Origin of the sequence: Microbacterium hibisci (assembly GCF_015278255.1) — a bacterium.
Taxonomy (GTDB): domain Bacteria; phylum Actinomycetota; class Actinomycetes; order Actinomycetales; family Microbacteriaceae; genus Microbacterium; species Microbacterium hibisci.
The window spans coordinates 544,787-564,634 of sequence record NZ_JADIJC010000001.1; the positions used below are offsets into that span (position 1 = coordinate 544,787).

A 19,848-nucleotide genomic window follows, 5' to 3' on the forward strand; every position below is an offset into this window, starting at 1 on the left:
CCTGGCGCGGGCGCCCAGCCGTGTCCGGCCGTGGGGTTGAACGCTGCGCGATCAGCCGCCGCGCTCCCGCCACACGTTCACGTCGTCTCCCGCCGACGGCCAGAGCGCGATGATGCCCTCCCTGTCGGTCCGGTGGACGCGCGCGCCCACGGCGCGGAGGATGTCGAGCGCCTCGTCGCGCGGGTGGTCGTAGTCGTTGTCGGTCCCCACGGTGATGAGCGCGACGGCCGCCTGCGCGCGGGTGTAGATCTCGGCGTCCTGGTCGGCGCTGCCGTGGTGCGCGACCTTGACCACCGCATACGGCGGCGCGAGAGCGCCCGAGGCGTGCAGCAGGCGCTGCGGAGATGCGGAGAGGTCGCCGAGCAGCAGGGTCGCCGGGATGCCGCCGCCTCGGACGTCGAGCACGACACTCGCGTCGTTGCCGACGGGGAAGGCACGGCTCTCAGGCTTCGGCCAGAGCACCCGCCATCGTGCCTCGCCGAGTGACCCTGTCACCCCTGTCGACACCTCCAGGGTTCGCGCACCCTCGGCGGCCAGTGAGGCGATCAGTTCCGCGGCGTCCGCATCAGTGGGCCCGTGGAGAACCGTTCCCACCCGACCTCGCACGGTGTCGAGACCGCCGACATGGTCGAGGTCGCCGTGCGTGAGCACCAGCAGGTCCACCCTGTCGATCCCGGCCCGGGACAGGCAGGCGGCGAGCGGTTCCGGCGCCGGCCCGGTGTCGACGAGGGCGACGGCGCCCGCAGACCGGAGCAGCACGGCGTCGCCCTGACCGACATCGCACGCCAGCACGGACCAGTCCGCGGGCAGGGTCCATCGTCCGGCGACGGTGGTCAGCGCGCCGGCACCCAGCCCGGTGCCCCCGACCACGGCGACGATCACGATCGAGGCGACCCGAGCGAATCGCCGGCGGGAGGTGCCGCCGCGGGCGAGAGTGATGGCCAGCCCGATCGCGAGGCCGAGCAGCGCCAGCGCCACTGCACCCGGCCACCCCTCGAGCCACGGCATGGCGTCGGCGGGCAGCCCCGCCGCCGTCGTCGCCGTCGCCGCGATCCACGACGCGGGAAGCCACGCCATCGCCGCGAGACCGGACTGCAGCCACGGCAGCGGTGCGCTCAGGCACGCCGCCAAGCCGAGGACGGTGGCCGCCGGTGCCGCGGGGCCGGCGATCATGTTGGCCAGGACGCCGTAGACCGGCACCGTCGGCTGGATCAGGATCAGGAGCGGACCGCAGGCGAGCTGCGCGGCCAGCGGAACGGCGATCGCGAGCGCCAGCGGCCGGGGCACCGCGCGCGCGAGCCCGGTCGCCAGCGGACGCGTGCCCAGCAGCAGCGAGCCGGTCGCCGCGACCGAGAGGGCGAAGCCGAGCGAGGCTGCCAGCCACGGATCCAGCACGAGCAGGAGAGCCACCGCCGTCGAGAGCACCGCCACTCCCGCCCCGGTGCGGCCGAGGAGGACCGCCAGCATGGCGATCGCCGCCATCGCGCCGGCCCGCACGACGCTGGGCTCCGGTGTCACGAGCAGCACGAATCCGACCAGCGCGCCGATGCCGCACGCGACCCGTGCCCCGCGCGACGCACCGCACACCGCGGCCACCGTGAAGGCGATGCCGACGACGAGCGCGCAGTTCGCTCCCGACACCGCGGTCAGGTGCGACAGGGACGCCTCCTTCATCGCGGCGTCGAGCGTCGGCGATACGACGGAGGTGTCGCCGACCGCCAGCCCCGGCACCAGTCCTGCGCCTTCGCCGGGCAGCCCGCGCACGGCGCCCACGAGGCCGCGGCGCAGATCGGCCGCGACGCGGGCGGCGCCGACCGGCGGCTGCCGCACCTCTACGCCACGTGACGCCCAGAGCACCAGCACCGCCCGCTCCCCCGCCCGCGCGGGCTGGGCTGTGCCTTTGGCGTCCACGCTCGCCCCGACATCGAGTCCCGCGAGGTCGTCGACGTCATCTGGCCGGACGCGCACCGCGACCTCGATCTCGGCACGGCGTGCCTCGTCGCCGGTCGTCACCCGCGACGAGCGTGCGTCGAACGACAGGCTGCCATCCGCGCGCCGCTCGACCTTCCCGACGACCGTCGCACGCACGTCGACGGCCCGGCCGCCGCCGAGCGCGAGCTCCGCCACGTCGGCCCGGTCGGGCAGGCTCCAGGCGACGTGCGACGCCGCTGCGGCCGACGCGGCTGCCGCCAGCGCGAAGATGACGAGCACGCGTCGGAGCCTGTCCCGGCGGACGCGGAGCCGGTCCGGACGAGGACCGGCGGATACCCTGCCCTGCCCGCCGAGGCGGAGCACCGTCACCATTGCCGCCGCGACCGTCGCCCACAGCGTCACGGCGAGCCAGGGCGACGCGACGGGCACGAGGATCGCGAACGCGGCGGCCGCCCACGTCGCCGCGGCGACGGGTGCCAGCCGGAGCCCGGCCCGCTGCCGCACCTTCACACCCGCACCAGGTCGCGCAGCGCCTCGAGCATCTTGTCGCCGATGCCCGGCACGGCGAGCAGATCCTCCACGCTCGTGAAGCCGCCGTTGTCCTCACGCCACGAGACGATGCGCTCCGCGAGTGCCGGCCCGATGCGCGGCAGCGTCTCGAGCTGTGCCGCATCCGCGGTGTTGAGGTCGACGAGCGCGCCCGCGGCGCCTGGCGGGCCTGCGGCGCCCGTCACGGTCGCCGCGGCCTCGCCCTGGCGCGGGACAGCCAGCTGCTCGCCGTCGTCGAGCGTGCGGGCGAGGTTCACGGCCCCGCGGTCGGCGTCGTCCGCGAAGCCGCCGGCCGCCGCGATCGCGTCGACGGCACGTGCTCCGGCAACGAGGACGTAGAGCCCGGGAGACCGGACCGCACCCGACACGTGCACGTACAGCTCCGCGGTCGCCTCGGCCGCCGCGGAAGGGGTCGCCTCGACGACCACCTGCTCGACCGGCGCGATCGCACCGCGGACGATCCCGATCCCGACCGTCACCGCCAGCGCGGCCACCACCAGCACCACGACGGCCCCGGCGCCCAGCCGCCGCCGCGCGGATGCGGCATCCGTCGCCCCCTCCCCGTCGACATCACCGGCTGTCACGGACTCACGCTAGAAGCCCGGCACCGGCGCGAGACGCACCGCGGTCCCGGGATGTGGACACCCCGGGACCGCGCGCTCCTGTGGAGGAGGGTCAGTGCGTGCTGAAGCTCACGACCTTGGGCGGACGCACGACCGCGCGGGTGATCTCGCGGCCCGCGAGGGAGCGCACGACCTTCTCGTCGGCGCGGGCGAGCCGCTCGAGCTCAGCGGCATCGATGCGCGCGGGCACCTGGAGGGTGCCGCGCACCTTGCCGTCGATCTGCACGACCGCCGTCACGCTCTCCTCCACCAAGAGGGTCGCATCGGCGGTCCGCCACGGCACGAGACCGACGAAGCCGTCGTAGCCGAGGATCTCCCACATCTCCTCGGCGGTGTGGGGTGCGAAGAGATCGAGGATCATCGCGGTGGCCTCTGCGGCCTCGCGAACGGCCGGATCCGCGGGCCCGGCTCCGGTGTCGATCACCTTCCGGGTCGCGTTGACGAGTTCCATCAGGCGCGCGACGACCACGTTGAACTTCGTCTGTTCGACGAGTCCGGGAGCCTCCGCCAGGAGGCGATGGGTCACTCGGCGGAGCGCCGCGTCGCCGTCGGCCCACACGACGTCGGGGTCACTGCTGACGTCGTGCGCCACACGCCAGGCGCGGGCGAGGAACTTCTGGGCGCCCGTGGTCGAGACGTCCTCCCAGTTGATGTCGTCCTCGACGGGGCCGGCGAACACCATCGCCACGCGCGACGCGTCGGCACCGGGGTCGACCATGCTCGAGGCGAACTCGACGAGGTTGCCCTTCGACTTCGACATCTTCGACCCGCCCAGCAGCACCATGCCCTGGTTGATCAGGCTCGTGAAGGGCTCGGTGAAGTCGATCAGCCCCATGTCGAAGAGCACCTTCGTGATGAAGCGCGCGTACAGCAGGTGCAGGATCGCGTGCTCGACACCGCCGATGTACGAGTCGACGGGAGCCCAGCGGTTCGCCTCGGACGACGGGAACGGCTGGGAGGAGTCGTTCGGCGCCAGGAAGCGCAGGAAGTACCACGAGCTGTCGACGAACGTGTCCATCGTGTCGGGGTCGCGCAGCGCCGGCTCGCCGGTCTCGGGGTCGGTCGTCTGCATCCACTCGGTCGCGCCGCCCAGCGGCGACGTCCCCTTCGGCTTCAGATCGAGCCCTCGCGCATCGGGCAGCTCGAGCGGGAGCTGGTCTTCAGGCACCGGGACGATGCGGCCGTCCTGCGTGTGGATCATGGGGATCGGAGTGCCCCAGAAGCGCTGCCGCGAGATCAGCCAGTCGCGCAGGCGGTACGACTTCGCCGCGCGGCCGGTGCCGGCCGCCGCGAGCTGCTCGATGATGCGGGCGATGGCGTTGCGCTTGGACAGCCCGTCGAGCGCCCCGGAGTTGATGAGGCGGCCTTCGCCGGTCAGTGCGATGCCCGTCCGGGCGGGATCGATGTCGTCGAGGGTCTCGAGCGGGCCGGGATCGATCGGCACGCCGTCGTCGTCGAGCTCGATGACGGGGATGGCGCCGGTGATCGGGGCGGTGGTGTCGACCACGACCTTCACCGGCAGATCGAAGGCGCGAGCGAAGTCGAGGTCGCGCTGGTCGTGCGCGGGCACGGCCATGACGGCACCGTGGCCGTAGTCGGCGAGCACATAGTCGGCGGCCCAGATCGGGAGCCGCTCGCCGTTCACGGGGTTGATCGCGTACCGGTCGAGGAACACGCCGGTCTTGGGGCGGTCGGTCGACTGACGCTCGATGTCGGTCTCGCGCTGCACCCGCTCCAGGTAGTCCTGGAAGCGCATGCGCACCTCGGCGGTCGAGCCCGCGGCGAGTTCGGCTGCCAGGTCGCTGTCGGGGGCCACGACCATGAAGGTCGCGCCGTGCAGCGTGTCGGGACGCGTCGAGAAGACGGTGACCTTGTCGGCGCGCCCCTCGATCTCGAAGTCGATGTCGGCGCCCACCGAGCGTCCGATCCAGTTGCGCTGCATGCGCAGCACCTTCTGCGGCCAGAACCCCTCGAGCTGGTTGAGGTCGTCGAGCAGCCGGTCGGCGTAGTCGGTGATCTTGAAGTACCACTGCGTCAGGTTCTTCTTGACCACCTCGGCGCCGCAGCGTTCGCAGTGGCCGTCGACGACCTGCTCGTTCGCGAGGACCGTCTGATCGTTCGGGCACCAGTTGACCGGGCTCGCCTTGCGGTACGCCAGCCCGCGCTCGTACAGGCGCTGGAACAGCCACTGGTTCCAGCGGTAGTACTCGGGGTCGCTCGTGTGCAGGATGCGCGACCAGTCGTACGAGGATCCGTACTCGTGGAAGCTCTTCTTGTGCTGGTCGATGTTGGCGTATGTCCACTCGCGGGGGTCGGAGCCGGCGCCGCCCTTGATGGCCGCGTTCTCGGCGGGGAGCCCGAACGAGTCCCAGCCGATCGGGTTGAGGACGTTGTATCCGCGGTGGCGCCAGAAGCGCGCGACGACGTCGACGTACGCGTAGTTCTCGGCGTGGCCCATGTGCAGGTCGCCGGAGGGGTACGGGAACATGCCGAGCACGTACTTGCGCGGACGGGTGTCGTCCTGGCCGCCCGCACGGAAGGGGTCCGCCTCGGCCCAGCGCGCCTGCCACTTCTGCTGGATCGCATAGGCGTCGTAGCCCTCGGCGGGCGCAGAGGTGTCGGGGGTTTCGGTCTGACTCACGAGGGAAGCACCAATCATGGAATGCCGGAAAGCGCGCAGCGCGCGAAGCGCGTCTTCCAGATTAGCGGACGGGGGTGCTCACCAACCCGGCGGGAGGGAGGCGCCGAGTGCGGCCAGGGGCCCGCGCGCCTTGATGCCCACCTCGGCGACCTCGGCCGCGGCATCCGATCCCCACGTGATGCCGCCGCCCGCCCCCACATAGGCCAGCTCCGGCGTCACCACGATCGAGCGGATCACCATGGCGAGGTCGAGGGCGCCGTCGTCGCCGACCCAGCCGAAGCATCCCGAGAACACGCCGCGCGGCGCGTTCTCGAGGTCGTGGAGGATCGTCATCGCCGAGAGCTTCGGGGCGCCCGTCATCGACCCGGCCGGGAAGGTCGCCGCCAGCAGCGCATCGAAGGTCGTCCCCGGCGCGAGCCGCCCCGACACCGTGCTCACCAGCTGGTGCACGGCGGGGTACGACTCGACCTCCAGGAGCGCGTCGACGCCCACCGTGCCGTCGACGCAGACGCGCGACAGGTCGTTGCGCATGAGGTCGACGATCATGACGTTCTCGGCACGCTCCTTCTCGCTCGCGCTGAGCTCGGCGGCCAGCGCGGCGTCGGCCGCGGCATCCGTCCCGCGGGGACGGGTGCCCTTGATCGGGCGCGTCCTCACCAGCCCGGAGCCGTCCGGCCCCGGCTCGACGTGGAGGAATCGCTCGGGGCTCGCGCTCAGGAGTGCGACGTCGCCGGAGCGGATGAAGCCGCCGTGGTGGGCGGGCGTCGCCGCGCGCAGGCGGGCGTACGCTGCGAGCGGATCGACGGATGCCTCGACCTCGAAGCGCGTCGTGAGGCACAGCTGATACGCATCGCCCTCGCGGATGGCGTCGCGGCAGCGCTCGATGAGCGCGGCGTACTCATCGGGGAGATGGCGGCCGCGCGCGGAGCCGATCACGGCGGCCGGGCCGTTCGACGGCGCGGGCGCAGCGGATGCGACGGCGGCGGCCAGTGCCGCCACCTCGTCGGGTGCCGCGAACGCCCGTGCGCGGCGGGTCGCGTGGTGGAAGGCGACGAGTCGCTCGACCCGCAGCCATCGTTCCTGCGGAACGGCGTCGTCGCCGCGTGAGGCGGGGGCGCCGGCCCGCGCCGCGGCGTCGTCGTACCCGGTCCAGCCGACCCAGCCGCCCCGGAACAGCCCCTGCTCGTCGTCGCGCAGGCCACCGGCGCACACGACCGCCCTCAGCTGCCTCGGATCGGCGGGCGGGCCCGCACCCATCCAGCTCCAGCCCTCGGCGGCGTCGGGACCGGCATCGAGCCAGAACGCGTGGGGCTCGTGGGCGAAGATCGCGGCGAAGACGGATGCCGGATCCGCCCAGTGCGCGACGTCCGCAGAGGCGAGGGGGTCCGACATGTTCCCAGGTTAGAGCGACGCCCGGGCCTCTAGGCTCGTGGCGTGAACGAGTTCCTGACCTGGCTGCTCGACGCCGTTCAGAGCGTCGACCCGGTCGTCAGGACTCTGCTGGCGGGGCTCGCGATCATGCTCGAGACGAGCGTGCTCATCGGCCTCATCGTCCCGGGCGACACGATCGTGATCGTCGCCGGGACGGCGGTCGCATCCCTGTGGGAGGGCATCATCCTCGGCATCGTCGTGGTGCTGGGGGCACTCGTGGGCGAGAGCATCGGCTTCGCGCTCGGGCGCTTCCTGGGTCCGAGGATCCGCCATTCTCGCCTCGGCCGGCGCATCGGCGAGGAGAACTGGGAGCGCTCGGAGCGCTACCTGCGCCGGCGCGGCGGACCGGCGATCTTCATCTCCCGCTTCCTGCCGGTGCTGCACTCGCTGGTGCCGCTCACGGTCGGGATGAGCGGCTACCCCTATCGGCGCTTCCTCGCCTGGACGGTGCCCGCGTGCGTCATCTGGTCGACGCTCTACATCTCGGTCGCGGCGCTGGCGGCGGGCACGTACCGGGAGCTCGCCGACCAGCTCCACTACGCCGGGTACATCTTCGTGGGCGTCATCGTCCTCTTCCTGCTGCTCGTGTACGTGAGCAAGAAGGTCATCGAGCGCGCCGAGAGCAAGCACCTCGACCGCGAGGGTCCGGACGAGTCGTCGGTGGAGACGTGAAAGACTGAACTGATGCCCCAGACCGATTCCCCACCGGTGCGCGCCAAAGTGCTCTGGCTCGCGCGCCTGGAGTACCGGTTCCACGCGTGGCGCGAGCGCCGCGCGCGCAGGCGCGGCCAGATCCCGACCGTCGCGCCCTTCCCCGGCTACGGCGGCCCCGGCTGGGTGCGCGTACTCGGCCGGGTGATGATCGTCCCGCCGGTGAAGCAGACCGAGTCCGGCGAGTACGCCGGGGTGCGCGGCTGGCGCAGCTTCGCCGCGGTGCCCATCGGGTATGCGCAGGTCACCGTCACGATCGCCGGCATCGAGCACGAGGTGGTGGCGGACCGCGGCGGGGTGATCGACACGCGTCTGCCGGCGCAGCTCGAACCTGGCTGGCAGACCTTCACCATGACCGTCGAGAACGGCGAGCCTGTCGAGACCCGCGTCTTCGTCGTCGGACCCGACGTGCGGTTCGGCATCGTGTCGGACGTCGACGACACCGTCATGGTCACCGCGCTCCCCCGTCCGCTGCTCGCCGCCTGGAACTCGTTCGTCGTCAACGAGCACGCGCGTCAGCCGGTGCCGGGCATGGCCGTGCTCATGGAGCGCGTCGTCCGCGAGAACCCCGGCGCCCCGCTGGTCTACCTCTCGACGGGCGCCTGGAACATCGCGCCCACGCTCATCCGCTTCCTCAGCCGTCACGTCTTCCCGCCCGGCTCGCTCCTGCTGACCGACTGGGGGCCCACCCACGACCGCTGGTTCCGCAGCGGCAAGGCGCACAAGCTGTCGAACCTGCGCCGCCTGGCCGACGAGTTCCCCGACGTGCGCTGGCTGCTCGTGGGCGATGACGGCCAGCACGACGATGAGATCTACACCACCTTCACCGACGAGCACCCGTCGCAGGTGGTGGCCGTCGCGATCCGCCGCCTGTCCCCCGCCGAGGCGGTGCTCGCCGGCGGCCGCACGGCCGTCAACGACCACGCAGCGGCCGAGGTGCCCTGGGTGAGCGACAACGACGGCGCGGGCCTGCTCGAGCGGCTCGAGGACGTCGGCGTGCTCGGCAGCGCGGGGACGATCGAGGCCTGACCCCTCCGCGGCACCCGGTCCGCGGGGCCCGCCGTCCGCGGCACCCGGTCCGCGGGGGGCCCCGCCGTCCCCGGCGCCCCGGGCCTCCGGCGACCGGCGTCGGTGCCCGCGCGTAGGCTGGCGGCATGTGCGGACGCTTCGTAGTGGCCAACGCCGGTTCCGACCTCGTCGGTGTCCTGCGCGTCGATGTCGAGGGCGACGATCTGCCCGCCCCCTCCTTCAACGTGGCGCCCACCAACAGCGTTGCGATCGTGCTCGACTCCGCGAAGTCCGAGCCACCGACCCGGCGACTGGAGGCCGCACGGTGGGGGCTCATCCCGTCGTGGGCCAAAGACACGAAGATCGGCGCCCGCGCCTTCAACGCCCGGGCGGAGGAACTCGAAGACAAGCCGATGTTCCGCAGCGCCCTCGAGAAGCGGCGCGCGGTGGTGCCGACATCTGGCTACTACGAATGGAAGAACGTCGACGGGGTCAAGATCCCGCACTACATCCATCCGGCCGACGGCGAGCCGCTCTTCCTCGCGGGGCTCTACGAGTGGTGGCGCGACAAGACCAAGGGCGACGACGATCCCGAGCGCTGGCTGCTGAGCTTCACGATCCTCACCCGCGACTCGATCGGGCACCTCGGCTCGATCCACGACCGCATGCCGCTGTTCCTCGATCCCGATCACGCCGACGCGTGGCTGGATCCGACGACCGACAACGTCCGCGACGTACTCGACGCCGCGATCGACGCCGCGCCCGCCCTCGCCGACACGCTCGAAGACCACGAGGTGTCCAAGGCGGTCGGCAACGTCCGCAACAACTCCCCCGAGCTCATCGAGCCCGCGGAGTCCTGACGCCGCTCGCAGCCGCACCTCGGGAGCGCCCGCGTATCCTCGAACGGTGACGACCGCCCTCCCCGCCGCGCCGGTGCTGCCGGCCGCCCTGTGGCGTGACCGGGAAGCCGCCCACGAAGAGCGGGCCCGAGCGCTGACGCGGGCGCACCGAGAGCGCGCCGCCCGCCGCGAAGCGCACCCCGTCGAGGACTTCCTCTTCACGTACTACTCCTACAAGCCGGCGGTACTGCACCGGTGGCATCCGGGCGAGGGCGTGGAGCTGGCGGATGCCGCAGCCGACGCCCGTGCGACGTGGCGCTGGTACCGCGCGGGCACGGTTCCCGGCTCGGTGGTCGTCGACGGTGAGGGCTTCCGGTCGGAGCGAGGCGCGCTCGTGGCCAACGTGGGGCGCATCCTCCGGGCGACGGCGGACCGCGCGCCCGGCTTCGGCTGCTTCGGTCTGCACGAATGGGCGATGGTCTACCGGCAGCCGGAGCACCGGCATCCTGTTCCGCTGCGTCTGGGGCAGGACGCGACCGACGCGGTCGTCGAAGCGCACGATCTGCGCTGCACGCACTTCGACGCGTTCCGCTTCTTCACCCCCGCCGCGGTGCCGCGCAACCGCGACCAGCCGACGCGCGAACGTCAGGTCGATCTCGAGCAGCCCGGCTGCCTGCACGCCGGGATGGACCTCTACAAGTGGGCGGTCAAGCTCGGCCCCCTCGTGCCGGGCGATCTGCTGCTGGACGCGTTCGAGCTCGCGCGCGACATCCGGGTCCTCGACATGCGCGCTTCGCCCTACGACCTCTCCGACCGGGGGTATGAGCCGGTCCCGATCGAGACGGCTGAGGGGAAGGCGGCCTACGTGCGCGCGCAGCGGGTGTTCGCCGAACGCGGCCAGGGGATCCGGTCGCGGCTGCTCGCTGCCGCGACCTGACTCAGCCTTCCGGCTCGCACGCCGTGCAGGGCAGCTCGCCGCCACCGGCTGCGGCGAGCGCGCGACGCAGCTCCATGACGCGCGTGGCGGCCTCGTCGAGCCGCTCCTCGGCGAGGACGCCCGATTCGACCGCCGCCGCGATGCCGTCCACGATCGCGGGCGCCGTCTCAGGCGTCGAGTGGACGACCGTCAGCACCAGGTCGTTGCCGGCCGCGAGCGCGGTCACGGCGTTGGCCACCGGGTCGGCGTACTCGGGCAGACCCGAGGCTTGCAGCATGCCGAGATCGTCGGTGACGATGACGCCGTCGAACCCGAGCTCGTCGCGCGCGATGCGATGCCACTCGGCCGACATGCTCGCCGGCGCCGGGTCGACGGCGGTGTACGCGAGATGGCCGTACATGAGCAGGTCCGCGCCCTCGTCGATGCCCGCCCGGAACGGCACCGCGTCGCCTGCGAGCCACTGGTCCTTCGGCATCGCCGTCGACGGGATCGAGGAGTGCGAGTCGCCCGGCGCGGCGCCATGGCCGGGAAAGTGCTTGAGCGTCGAGAAGACGGTGCCCTTCTCGCCGCGCACCGCGGCAGCCACGCGCGCCGCTGCGGCGTCGGGGGTCGTGCCGAGGGCGCGCCGATGGATGAACGAGCCCTGGTCGGCGCTCACGTCCGCGACGATCCCGAAGTTCAGCGGGATGCCCGCCTGCCGCACGAGCGCGGCGCGACCGGCGAAAGCGGTCTCCGTGGCCGACGGATCCGCCTGCTGCAGCTCGTACGGCGCGGGCAGGTCGTCCCAGGGCAGGCGCGACACATCGCCGCCCTCCTGGTCGATCGCGATCAGCGGCGGCAGAGCGGGATCGATCGTCATGGCCGCTGTGAGCGCCTGCAGCGCTGCCGGATCGCCGGGGACGTTCGCGCCCATCACGAGGAATCCCCCGAGGCGGTCGGACTCCATGTAGGAGCGGAGCGCGGCCGGATCCGTGGTGGGGATGTGCCCCATGACGACGCTGGCGGCGCGGTCGCGCAGCGACATCACCGCGACCGCCGCCGCGGCGGGGTCGGCTGCTTCCGGGGTCGCCGCCGCGGTCGGGCGCGCGCTCGGCGGAGCCGTGGGTGTCGGCGTCCGCGCCTCCTGAGGGGCGGCCGCGCAGGCTGCGCACAGCGTCGCGGTGATCGCGAGGAGCGCCCCCAGCAGGGCGGGGCGTCGCGCGGTCGTCATGTCTCCAGCCTAGGCGCGACGGCCTCGGTGCCGGTCACGCCTCCGCCCCGCGTGAATACCGGACACGCCTCCACCCCGCCTGGCGCCGGTCACGCTGCAGCGCCGGTCACGCGCCTCGCTCCGGCGCTGCTCAGTGGCGGGCCACGATAGCCGCGGCATCCGTTCCCGTCGGCAGCACGCCGTACTGCGCCCCGCGATCCTCGCCAAGCCGCGCGGCGATGAACGCATCCGCATGCGCGGACGGGGCGTGGCGGAGCATGAGCGAAGCCTGGAACGCGAGGGCGAGGCCCTCGCTGAGACGGCGGGCCTGCGCGGCGGCGTCGGCCGGATCGGCACGGGAGACTCGCTGCAACAGCGTCAGGGTGCGCTCGACGTGCCGATCGAGCACCGATGAGGCGCCGGCCGTCGCCCCGAGCTCGTCGGCGAACGCCTCGCCGCTCTCGGGGTCGCGCGTCAGCGCGCGCAGCACGTCGAGTGCGATGACGTTGCCCGAACCCTCCCAGATCGCCATCACCGGCTGCTCGCGATAGCGGCGAGCCAGCGGGAACGACTCGGTGTAGCCGTTGCCGCCGAGGCATTCGAGGGCCTCGTAGGCGTGGTGCGGTCCGCGCTTGCACACCCAGTACTTCGACACCGGCGTCGCGAGGCGGCGCAGCGCGCGATCGTGGTCCGATGGCTCGGCCTCGAACATCTGGGCGAGGCGCATGCCGGTGAGGAGCGCCGCCTCGTACTCCAGCGCCAGGTCGGCGAGCACCGACGTCATGGCGGGCTGATCGACGAGCAGGGCGCCGAACGCCTCGCGCCCCCGGGCATGCCACAGCGCCTCGGCCACCGACTGCCGCATGCCGGCGGCCGTGCCGAGGACGCAGTCCAGGCGGGTGCGCTGCACCATCTCGATGATCGTGCGGACGCCGCGTCCGGGGTCGCCGACGACGAAGCCGACCGTGCCGTCGAACTCGACCTCGGCCGAGGCGTTGGAGCGGTTGCCGAGCTTGTCCTTCAACCGCTGGATGCGGAAGACGTTCCGCATTCCGTGCGGGAGGATGCGCGGCACGAAGAGGCACGACAGTCCCTCGTCGCGGCCTCCGCTGCGGGTCTGGGCGAGAACCAGGAACGCGTCCGACATCGGCGCGGAGCAGAACCACTTGTGGCCGGTGAGCTGGTACGCGTGCCCGCCCATCGCCTCGCCCACGGTGGTGCCGGCGCGCACGTCGGATCCCCCCTGCTTCTCCGTCATCGCCATCCCGACGAGCGCACTGCGCTTGGGCTCCTCGGTGAGCAGGCGCGGCTCGTACTCCCGCGAGTACAGGCGGGGCAGCCAGTCGTCGGCCACCCAGGGTGATCCCTCGATCGAGGCGACGGCGGCGTGCGTCATCGAGATCGGGCAGGCGTGCCCGGGCTCCACCTGGGCGAACAGCATGAACATGGCCGCTCGCGCGACGTGAGCGCCCGGGCGCGGCTCCGCCCAGGCCGACGTGTGTGCGCCCCGCGCGATCGCCTCGCCGATGACGCGGTGGTACGAGGGGTCGTATTCCACCTCGTCGAGGCGGTAGCCCCACCGGTCGTGCGCGTGGGCGACCGGCGTGTGGACGTTCGCGAAATGCGCGTCGCGCTGGAACGCGCCCGAGCCGACGATCGTCCCCGCCTCGGCGAGGCTCGCATCCGCCCAGTCCGCGCCGAACGCGGCGACGGCCTCGCGCAGCGGCGCATTGACCGCATACTCGTCGATGTCCACGCGCCACGGCGGCTGGTTGTCGACGTAGTGCGTCGCCGCGCCGATCACCCGCTGCCCGCGCGCGAACGACGTCATGCCTTCTCCTGCTCCCCCACCATCGCGAGGGCGTACTGCTCTCCTGGGCTCAAGGGTGCCCGCGTCACGATGTCGTGCACGAACGCGAGCTTGTGCCGCACCGGCGTGACGATCGTGAAGGGATAGAGGTCACCGAAACCCATGGAGCGATTGATGCGGTTGAATCCCTGCGACATCCACTCCCAGTCCGTCAGCAGGCGCTGGATGGGCTCGCCCTCGTACGAGGCGAGCGGCACCACATCCGTGTCGCGCAGATTCGTCACGGACGCGTCGAGATGGATGCCGATGATCGCGGCGGTCTGCAGGGTGCCGGTGATGTGGAGATAGTGCGCGAAGGTCTCGGCGAAGTCCTCCCACGGATGCATCGTGGCGTACTCCGAGATGAACGACTCCTGCCAGTTCGACGGCGCCCCGAACTTGTAGTGGCGCTTCAGCGCGTCTCGATAGCTGACCCGCTCGTCGCCGAAGAGATCGCGGCAGCGGGCCCACAGTCCGTCGTCGGTGAGCAGCACGTTCTGGTAGTAGTGGCCGACCTCGTGGCGGAGGTGCCCCAGGATGGTGCGGTACGGCTCTCCCAGGCGAACCCGCAGCGCCTCGCGCCGGTCGTCGAGGCTCTCCGCCAGATCGATCGTGATGATGCCGTTCGCGTGGCCGATCGTCACGGGCTTGCCGTCGGACAGACTCGAGATGAGGTCGAAGCCCAGGCCCCCTGTGCGGATGTCCCAGCCGACGATGGGCAGGCCGAGATCCGCGAGCTGCAGCAGGAGCCGGCGCTTCGCCTCCTCCGTCTTGGCGAGCTTCTCCAGCGCGACGGTGTCGTCCGCGGCGGGGCGGCGTCGAGTGAGCCGACAGGAGAAGCAGCGACCCGCCGGCGCGTTCTCCCAGACCAGCCAGTTGCACGCCCACTCCCGGTTCGAGCACGTGTACCAGGTGTCGCCGTCGATCTCGACCTGACCGTGACGGATCCCGTAGAACGCGCGGGTCGGGAGGTGATAGCCGAGCTCGCCCTCGCAATTGGGACAGCGCAGGGTGTCCAGATAGACGAAGTGGCGACAATGCGGACAGCGGGACTGCGTGGTCACGGTCTCACCGTAGCGCCCCGCGCGGCCACCGAAGACGCATCAGGTCCCCGGGACCAGCTCCGCCCGCAGCAGCAGGTCGTCCTCGGCGCGGGGCGCTCCGCGGCCGTCGGTGTTGCTCGTGAGGATCCACAGCGACCCGTCCGGCAGGGCGACCACGTCGCGGAGTCGTCCCTGCTCGCCGGCGAGGGCTGCGACGGGATCGCCCACCACCTCTCCCGCGCGCGTGTCGATCTGCCACAGCCGCTCCCCGCGCAGCCCCGCCATGAAGACGGTGGCGCCCACGGCGGCGATGCCACTGGGGCTCGCCTCGCCGGTCGGCCACTGCGCGACCGGGTCGACGAACTCGGCGCGACCGGCGCTCCCTTCGACCACGGGCCAGCCGTAGTTCGCACCGGCCTCGATCCGGTTGAGCTCATCCCACGTGTTCTGGCCGAACTCGCTCGCCCACATCGTGCCGTCGGCCGTCCACGCGATCCCCTGCACATTGCGGTGGCCCATCGACCACACCCGTGTGCCCCAGGGATTGCCGGGCGCCGGGTCGCCCTGAGCGGTGAGCCGGAGGATCTTCCCCCCGAGCGCATCGGCGTCCTGAGCGGCATCCGGCTGCTGCGCATCGCCCGTCGTCACGTACAGGTAGCCGTCCGGGCCGAACGCGAGGCGGCCGCCGTCGTGGGTGCTCGCCCGCGGGATGCCGTCGAGCACCACCTCGGCCTCGCCGAGGGTGAGCGCGCCCGGATCGCCGAGGAGCGGCATCCGCACCACGCGGTTGTCGTCCGCCGCTCCGAAGTACGCGTACAGCATCGCCGGCTCATCGGCCGTGAGGAGTGCGAGGCCGTGCAGGCCGGACTCGCCGCCCGACACGACGCCGGGGATCGTCCCGACCGTCCGGAGTTCGCCACCGGCCGTCAGCTCTCGCACCGAGCCGTCGTCGCGTTGCGAGACGAGCGCTCCTCCGCTGGCGAGAGGCACGACCGACCACGGCGCATCGAGCCTCGACGCGAGGGTGCCGGTGACCGCTCCGACCCGCCACCACGACTCGCCGGGGCTGGTGCGGCTGGGCCCGACCGATGGAGCCTGGCTCGAGGGCGCGGGGGCGCCGGCGGGCGGGCTGCAGGCGGATGCCGCAGCCAGCGCCAGCAGGATCGCTCCGGCCGCCGCCCAGCGAAGCCGTCTCGTCATCCGTCCGCCACGGCCGCCTCGAGGACGGCGAGGTCGATCCGCCGCATCCGCAGCATCGCCTGGACTGCTCGGTGGGCAACCTCGGCGTCGGGGTGCCGGATCAGCTCCACCAGGCGATCGGGGATGATCTGCCACGAGAGCCCCCAGCGGTCCTTGAGCCAGCCGCACGGCTGCTCCTGGCCGCCCTCGGCCGTGAGGGCGTCCCAGTACCGGTCCACCTCGGCCTGATCACGGCACGCCACGTAGAGCGACACCGCCTCGGTGAACGGGAACTGGGGACCGGCGTCCATTCCGTAGTAGTCGCGGCCGCCCAGGCGGAAGTGCACGTGCATCACCTTGCCGCCCATGCCCGGGACCTCGTCCGGGTAGCGGTCGATCGTCACGATCCCCGACTCGGGGATGAGTGCCGTGTAGAACGCGACAGCCTCCTCGGCGGAGTCGTCGAACCAGAGGAACGGAGTCACAGCGCTCATGCGATCCACCCTCCCCGACCGCTCCAGCGGGCGCAATGGGCGCGGACACGGATGACGCGGGCGTGCGGCGCCCGCACGAGATGGGCTGCGACGAAGTGTCCGATCCGGCGCGGCTCGTTCGTTGCATGAGTGACACCGCGCTGCGACGGAAGGAAACGCGATGAGACCACTGCGATACTCGATCAACGTCACGCTCGACGCCTGCTGCCACCACGAGGCCGGCCTTCCCCCGGACGAGGAGTCGATGCAGTACTGGACTGCTCAGCTGGCGGAAGCCGACGCACTGCTGTTCGGCCGCGTCACCTACGAGATGATGCAGTCCGCATGGCGGAGACCTGCTGCCGGCACGTGGCCGGAATGGATGACCGGGTGGCAGATCCCGTTCGCCGAGACGATCGATCGGGCGAAGAAGTATGTCGTCTCACGGACTCTGACCAACGTCGACTGGAACGCCGAACTGCTGCAGGGGGATCTCGAGCGCGCGATCACGCAGCTCAAGCAGCAGCCGGGTGAGGGGATGTGGGTGGGCGGAGTCACGCTTCCGCTCGGGCTGGCCGACCTCGGATTGATCGACGAGTACGAGTTCCTGGTGCATCCCGTGGTGGCCGGGCACGGACCCACGCTGCTCGCCGGCCTGAGGGAACGAGTCCCGCTCGACCTCGTACATCGCCGCGAGCTGCGCTCAGGAGCAGTAGCGCTCAGGTATCGGCCTGCGCAAGCGACGTCGTGATCGGTGCAGACCCGCCGGCCGCGTTGTCGGGCGAGGATCCGGAGACGCTCCGCCCGGGCGGGTGGGTGCGAAAACGGAAGAGGCCGCCCTGTCGGGCGGCCTCTTTTCCGGTGGACCTGAGGGGACTCGAACCCCTGACCCCCTGCATGCCATGCAGGTGCGCTACCAGCTGCGCCACAGGCCCAGATGTCGTTCCCGCTCTCGCGGGGCAACTCGTCTAGCTTACAACACCCGGAAGGATGCTCCGTACCAGCGTCACTCTTCGACCACGGTGCGCGCCGGCAGGCTGATCGGCACGACGGGGCAGTCCTTCCACAGCCGCTCCAGGCCGTAGTACACGCGCTCCTGCTCGTGGAAGACGTGCACGACCAGGTCGCCGAAGTCGATCAGGATCCAGCGCGACTCCTCGCGCCCCTCGCGGCGGAGGCGCTTGTGGCCCGCCTCGAGGAGCTTGTCCTCGATCTCGTCGGCGATGGCGGCGACGTTGCGCTCGCTGCGACCGGTGACGAGGAGGAAGACGTCGACGAGCGGAAGCGGCTCCGACACGTCGAGGGCGACGAGGTCTTCGCCGCCCTTCGCGTCCGCGGCGGCCGCGGCGATCTGCAGCATGTCGTGGGACTGGGCGCTGGCCACCATCAGAAGACTCCTGTCGCGAACGCGAGGATCAGCACGCCGACGAGCGCGAGCGCGAGGACACCGGCCGTGATCGCGAGCGACATCATGAGCTTGCCGCCCTTCTCGGGCGCAGGCGGCTTGATGACGTCGCCCGGCGCCTTCGCGGTGCTCACCGCCGCGCTGGCGGCGATCGGCGTCGGCGAAGAGTGCGACGGCAGCTCGCCGTCGACCAGCGTGGCGTCGATCTCCTTGCCGTCGGCCGTGCCCTTGGCGTGACCGGTCGAGCCGAGCCCTTCGGGCAGGTTGAACGTTCCGGTGACGAGGACTTCCCCCGTCGCCGTGACCGGTGCCACGAGCGGTGCGATCTCGGGCGCCTGCGAGACGATCAGCGTGTTGGGGATCGCGATCGACCCGGTCGTCCGCGACAGCAGCTGATCGAACGACGGCGGGACGTCGACGGCCTGGGGCGCGGCGGCGACGGGCGTCTGGTCGAGCAGGTTCGCTCCCAGCATCGGGCTGACGGCCTTCGGCGCGGTGGCCTCTTCGGAGTCCTCGTCAGGCGCGGCCACGCCGCCGAAGACGTCGGAAAGGTCGTCGTCCTCGTCATCCGCGACTCGGGTCTCGGTACCCGTTCCGAACGCGGGCATCGAGATCGGCGCAGCGGCGGGAGCCGGCGGCTCCCAGCGCGGGGCGGCGGCGGGAGCCGCGTCCTCGCGAGGGATGCCGAACAGCGCGTGCATCCCGCTGTCGGTCGAGACGCCGGCGGAGTCGTCCTGCGGGGCCGCGAAGAGCGGTCGCTCGGGCTCGGCGAAGGGGGCCACGGCGGGCGGGGCCGCCGGGAAGGCGAACGCGGGGGCGGCGCCGGTGGTAGCGGCCGCGTGGGCGGCGACGACCTCGGGGGTGATGACCGGCACCGACGCGGTGCGGATGCGCTCCTGCTGTCGGGCCTGGCGTCGGGTCAGCGGGGAGACCCCGAGGTCGACGGCGGCGTCGGGCACCGGCGCGGGCGCGACCGCGGCGGGTTCGGCCGGACGCGGGAACGGTGCTGCGGCGACGGGCGCGGGGGCCGGCGAGACCGGCGGGGCGACGACGGCCGGCGCCTCGGGGGCGTCAGCCGCGTCAGCGTCGGCGTGGTCGTCGGCCTGCGGCGGGATGACCGGTGTCGATCCGGTGTTCCGCAGTTCGCGGATCTGCTTCCGCGTGAGGGCTGGTGTGGCCGGGTGCTCGGGTGTGCTCATTCCTTGCTCCGGTAGAGATGGTGCTTCGCAATGTATTGGACGACCCCGTCGGGCACGAGGTACCACACGGGGTGTCCTCGCTGGACTCGGTCACGGCAATCCGTCGACGAGATGGCGAGGGCGGGGATCTCGAGCTGGCTGACGTCGTCGCTGGGCAGACCGTCGGTGTTCAGAACGTGTCCGGGCCTGGACACCGCGACGAAGTGGGCGAGATCCCACAACTCATCATGGTCTCTCCAACTGAGAATTTGCGCTATGGCGTCGGCGCCCGTGATGAAGAACAACTCCGCGTCCGGGCGCTGGGCCTTCAGATCGCGGAGCGTGTCGATGGTGTAGGTCGGTCCCTCGCGGTCGATGTCGACGCGGCTGACCGTGAAACGGGGGTTGGATGCCGTCGCGATGACGGTCATGAGATACCGGTGCTCGCTCGGCGAGACGTCTTCCTTCTGCCACGGCTGGCCCGTGGGCACGAAGACCACCTCGTCGAGGTCGAACCACTGGGCCACCTCACTGGCGGCGACCAGGTGCCCGTGATGCACCGGGTCGAATGTGCCGCCCATGACCCCGATCCGGGGGGCTGTCGTCACCGACATGCGGGAAGCCTCAGTGGCCGTGCCCCGCTCGCTGTACGTCGTTTGCGTGGGCCTTGGCGTACGCCTCGGCCTTGTGTGCGTGGCGGTTGGCCACGTTGCGGTACGACGCCGTCACGAGCGCGAGGGCGGCGAAGACGATGATCGCGACGATGCCGTACCCGACCGTCTCGAGTGCGACGTTGCCGTGGTGCTCGGCCTCTTCGGCGGCGAGGGCGATGATCGTGGCGAGTGTCATTCGGGCTCCGTT

Annotated in this window: 18 protein-coding genes and 1 tRNA gene; 5 read left to right on the plus strand and 14 right to left on the minus strand. The window is 71.8% G+C overall.

Annotated features, from left to right (window positions below; translation table 11 throughout):
• Positions 1–51: 51 nt before the first annotated feature.
• From IM770_RS02610 to IM770_RS02625, 4 genes are all read right to left on the minus strand, one after another.
• On the minus strand, positions 52–2,436 hold the full coding sequence (locus IM770_RS02610) for a ComEC/Rec2 family competence protein (protein ID WP_307785350.1): 2,385 nt from the start codon (positions 2,434–2,436) through the stop codon (positions 52–54).
• 2 nt (positions 2,437–2,438) lie between these two features.
• Positions 2,439–3,065, minus strand: a complete 627-nt coding sequence (locus tag IM770_RS02615; RefSeq protein ID WP_203579555.1) for a ComEA family DNA-binding protein — start codon at positions 3,063–3,065, stop codon at positions 2,439–2,441.
• Between the two features lie 91 nt (positions 3,066–3,156).
• On the minus strand, positions 3,157–5,763 hold the full coding sequence (gene leuS, locus IM770_RS02620) for a leucine--tRNA ligase (protein ID WP_203579556.1): 2,607 nt from the start codon (positions 5,761–5,763) through the stop codon (positions 3,157–3,159).
• A gap of 60 nt (positions 5,764–5,823) precedes the next feature.
• Positions 5,824–7,137 (minus strand): anthranilate synthase component I family protein, encoded by a 1,314-nt coding sequence (locus IM770_RS02625; RefSeq protein WP_203579557.1) that lies wholly within the window; start codon positions 7,135–7,137, stop codon positions 5,824–5,826.
• 42 nt (positions 7,138–7,179) lie between these two features.
• Between IM770_RS02625 and IM770_RS02630 the strand changes: the two genes are divergently transcribed.
• The 4 genes from IM770_RS02630 to IM770_RS02645 all read left to right on the plus strand — a co-directional run bounded on the left by IM770_RS02630 (position 7,180) and on the right by IM770_RS02645 (position 10,671).
• On the plus strand, positions 7,180–7,848 hold the full coding sequence (locus IM770_RS02630; RefSeq protein WP_203579558.1) for a DedA family protein: 669 nt from the start codon (positions 7,180–7,182) through the stop codon (positions 7,846–7,848).
• Positions 7,849–7,860: 12 nt separating this feature from the next.
• On the plus strand, positions 7,861–8,916 hold the full coding sequence (locus tag IM770_RS02635; RefSeq protein WP_203579559.1) for an App1 family protein phosphatidate phosphatase: 1,056 nt from the start codon (positions 7,861–7,863) through the stop codon (positions 8,914–8,916).
• Between the two features lie 125 nt (positions 8,917–9,041).
• Complete coding sequence (locus IM770_RS02640) at positions 9,042–9,755, plus strand: SOS response-associated peptidase (protein WP_203579560.1); 714 nt, start codon at positions 9,042–9,044, stop codon at positions 9,753–9,755.
• A 46-nt stretch (positions 9,756–9,801) separates the two neighbouring features.
• Entirely contained in the window at positions 9,802–10,671 is an 870-nt protein-coding gene (locus IM770_RS02645; RefSeq protein ID WP_307785352.1) for a 3-methyladenine DNA glycosylase, read from the plus strand.
• 1 nt (position 10,672) lies between these two features.
• On the opposite strand, the gene IM770_RS02650 is transcribed toward IM770_RS02645, so the two are convergent.
• From IM770_RS02650 to IM770_RS02670, 5 genes are all read right to left on the minus strand, one after another.
• Positions 10,673–11,881, minus strand: coding sequence for a glycoside hydrolase family 3 N-terminal domain-containing protein (locus IM770_RS02650; RefSeq protein ID WP_203579561.1), 1,209 nt, complete (start codon positions 11,879–11,881; stop codon positions 10,673–10,675).
• Between the two features lie 130 nt (positions 11,882–12,011).
• Positions 12,012–13,691, minus strand: a complete 1,680-nt coding sequence (locus IM770_RS02655; RefSeq protein WP_203579562.1) for an acyl-CoA dehydrogenase family protein — start codon at positions 13,689–13,691, stop codon at positions 12,012–12,014.
• On the minus strand, positions 13,688–14,773 hold the full coding sequence (locus tag IM770_RS02660; protein ID WP_203579563.1) for a zinc-binding metallopeptidase family protein: 1,086 nt from the start codon (positions 14,771–14,773) through the stop codon (positions 13,688–13,690). Before IM770_RS02660 ends, IM770_RS02655 begins: the two co-directional genes overlap by 4 nt.
• Before the next feature lie 39 nt (positions 14,774–14,812).
• A complete protein-coding gene (locus tag IM770_RS02665; RefSeq protein WP_203579564.1) occupies positions 14,813–15,952 on the minus strand; it encodes a PQQ-dependent sugar dehydrogenase in 1,140 nt (379 codons plus the stop codon).
• A complete protein-coding gene (locus IM770_RS02670) occupies positions 15,949–16,425 on the minus strand; it encodes a VOC family protein (protein ID WP_203579565.1) in 477 nt (158 codons plus the stop codon). Before IM770_RS02670 ends, IM770_RS02665 begins: the two co-directional genes overlap by 4 nt.
• Positions 16,426–16,585: 160 nt before the next feature.
• On the opposite strand from IM770_RS02670, the gene IM770_RS02675 reads away from it, so the two are divergent.
• A complete protein-coding gene (locus IM770_RS02675) occupies positions 16,586–17,155 on the plus strand; it encodes a dihydrofolate reductase family protein (protein WP_203579566.1) in 570 nt (189 codons plus the stop codon).
• 111 nt (positions 17,156–17,266) lie between these two features.
• On the opposite strand, the gene IM770_RS02680 is transcribed toward IM770_RS02675, so the two are convergent.
• The 5 genes from IM770_RS02680 to IM770_RS02700 all read right to left on the minus strand — a co-directional run bounded on the left by IM770_RS02680 (position 17,267) and on the right by IM770_RS02700 (position 19,836).
• Positions 17,267–17,339 (minus strand) — tRNA-Ala (locus tag IM770_RS02680).
• Positions 17,340–17,410: 71 nt separating this feature from the next.
• Entirely contained in the window at positions 17,411–17,791 is a 381-nt protein-coding gene (gene rsfS, locus IM770_RS02685; RefSeq protein ID WP_203579567.1) for a ribosome silencing factor, read from the minus strand.
• Positions 17,791–19,008, minus strand: a complete 1,218-nt coding sequence (locus IM770_RS02690; RefSeq protein ID WP_203579568.1) for a hypothetical protein — start codon at positions 19,006–19,008, stop codon at positions 17,791–17,793. The genes rsfS and IM770_RS02690 overlap by 1 nt, the downstream gene beginning before the upstream one ends.
• Entirely contained in the window at positions 19,005–19,601 is a 597-nt protein-coding gene (gene nadD, locus IM770_RS02695) for a nicotinate-nucleotide adenylyltransferase (RefSeq protein ID WP_109211199.1), read from the minus strand. Before nadD ends, IM770_RS02690 begins: the two co-directional genes overlap by 4 nt.
• A 10-nt stretch (positions 19,602–19,611) precedes the next feature.
• Positions 19,612–19,836: a hypothetical protein gene (locus IM770_RS02700; RefSeq protein WP_203579569.1), complete on the minus strand. Its 225-nt coding sequence runs from the start codon at positions 19,834–19,836 to the stop codon at positions 19,612–19,614.
• Positions 19,837–19,848: the final 12 nt, after the last annotated feature.

Bases quoted from the DNA above. Each gene is read 5' to 3' on its own strand.
- leuS (WP_203579556.1), bottom strand. From the start codon at position 5,763: ATGATTGGTGCTTCCCTCGTGAGTCAGACCGAAACCCCCGACACCTCT.
- IM770_RS02625 (WP_203579557.1), bottom strand. From the start codon at position 7,137: ATGTCGGACCCCCTCGCCTCTGCGGACGTCGCGCACTGGGCGGATCCG.
- IM770_RS02635 (WP_203579559.1), top strand. From the start codon at position 7,861: ATGCCCCAGACCGATTCCCCACCGGTGCGCGCCAAAGTGCTCTGGCTC.
- IM770_RS02640 (WP_203579560.1), top strand. From the start codon at position 9,042: ATGTGCGGACGCTTCGTAGTGGCCAACGCCGGTTCCGACCTCGTCGGT.
- IM770_RS02650 (WP_203579561.1), bottom strand. From the start codon at position 11,881: ATGACGACCGCGCGACGCCCCGCCCTGCTGGGGGCGCTCCTCGCGATC.
- IM770_RS02655 (WP_203579562.1), bottom strand. From the start codon at position 13,691: ATGACGTCGTTCGCGCGCGGGCAGCGGGTGATCGGCGCGGCGACGCAC.
- IM770_RS02665 (WP_203579564.1), bottom strand. From the start codon at position 15,952: ATGACGAGACGGCTTCGCTGGGCGGCGGCCGGAGCGATCCTGCTGGCG.
- IM770_RS02670 (WP_203579565.1), bottom strand. From the start codon at position 16,425: ATGAGCGCTGTGACTCCGTTCCTCTGGTTCGACGACTCCGCCGAGGAG.
- IM770_RS02675 (WP_203579566.1), top strand. From the start codon at position 16,586: ATGAGACCACTGCGATACTCGATCAACGTCACGCTCGACGCCTGCTGC.
- rsfS (WP_203579567.1), bottom strand. From the start codon at position 17,791: ATGGTGGCCAGCGCCCAGTCCCACGACATGCTGCAGATCGCCGCGGCC.
- IM770_RS02690 (WP_203579568.1), bottom strand. From the start codon at position 19,008: ATGAGCACACCCGAGCACCCGGCCACACCAGCCCTCACGCGGAAGCAG.
- nadD (WP_109211199.1), bottom strand. From the start codon at position 19,601: ATGTCGGTGACGACAGCCCCCCGGATCGGGGTCATGGGCGGCACATTC.
- IM770_RS02700 (WP_203579569.1), bottom strand. From the start codon at position 19,836: ATGACACTCGCCACGATCATCGCCCTCGCCGCCGAAGAGGCCGAGCAC.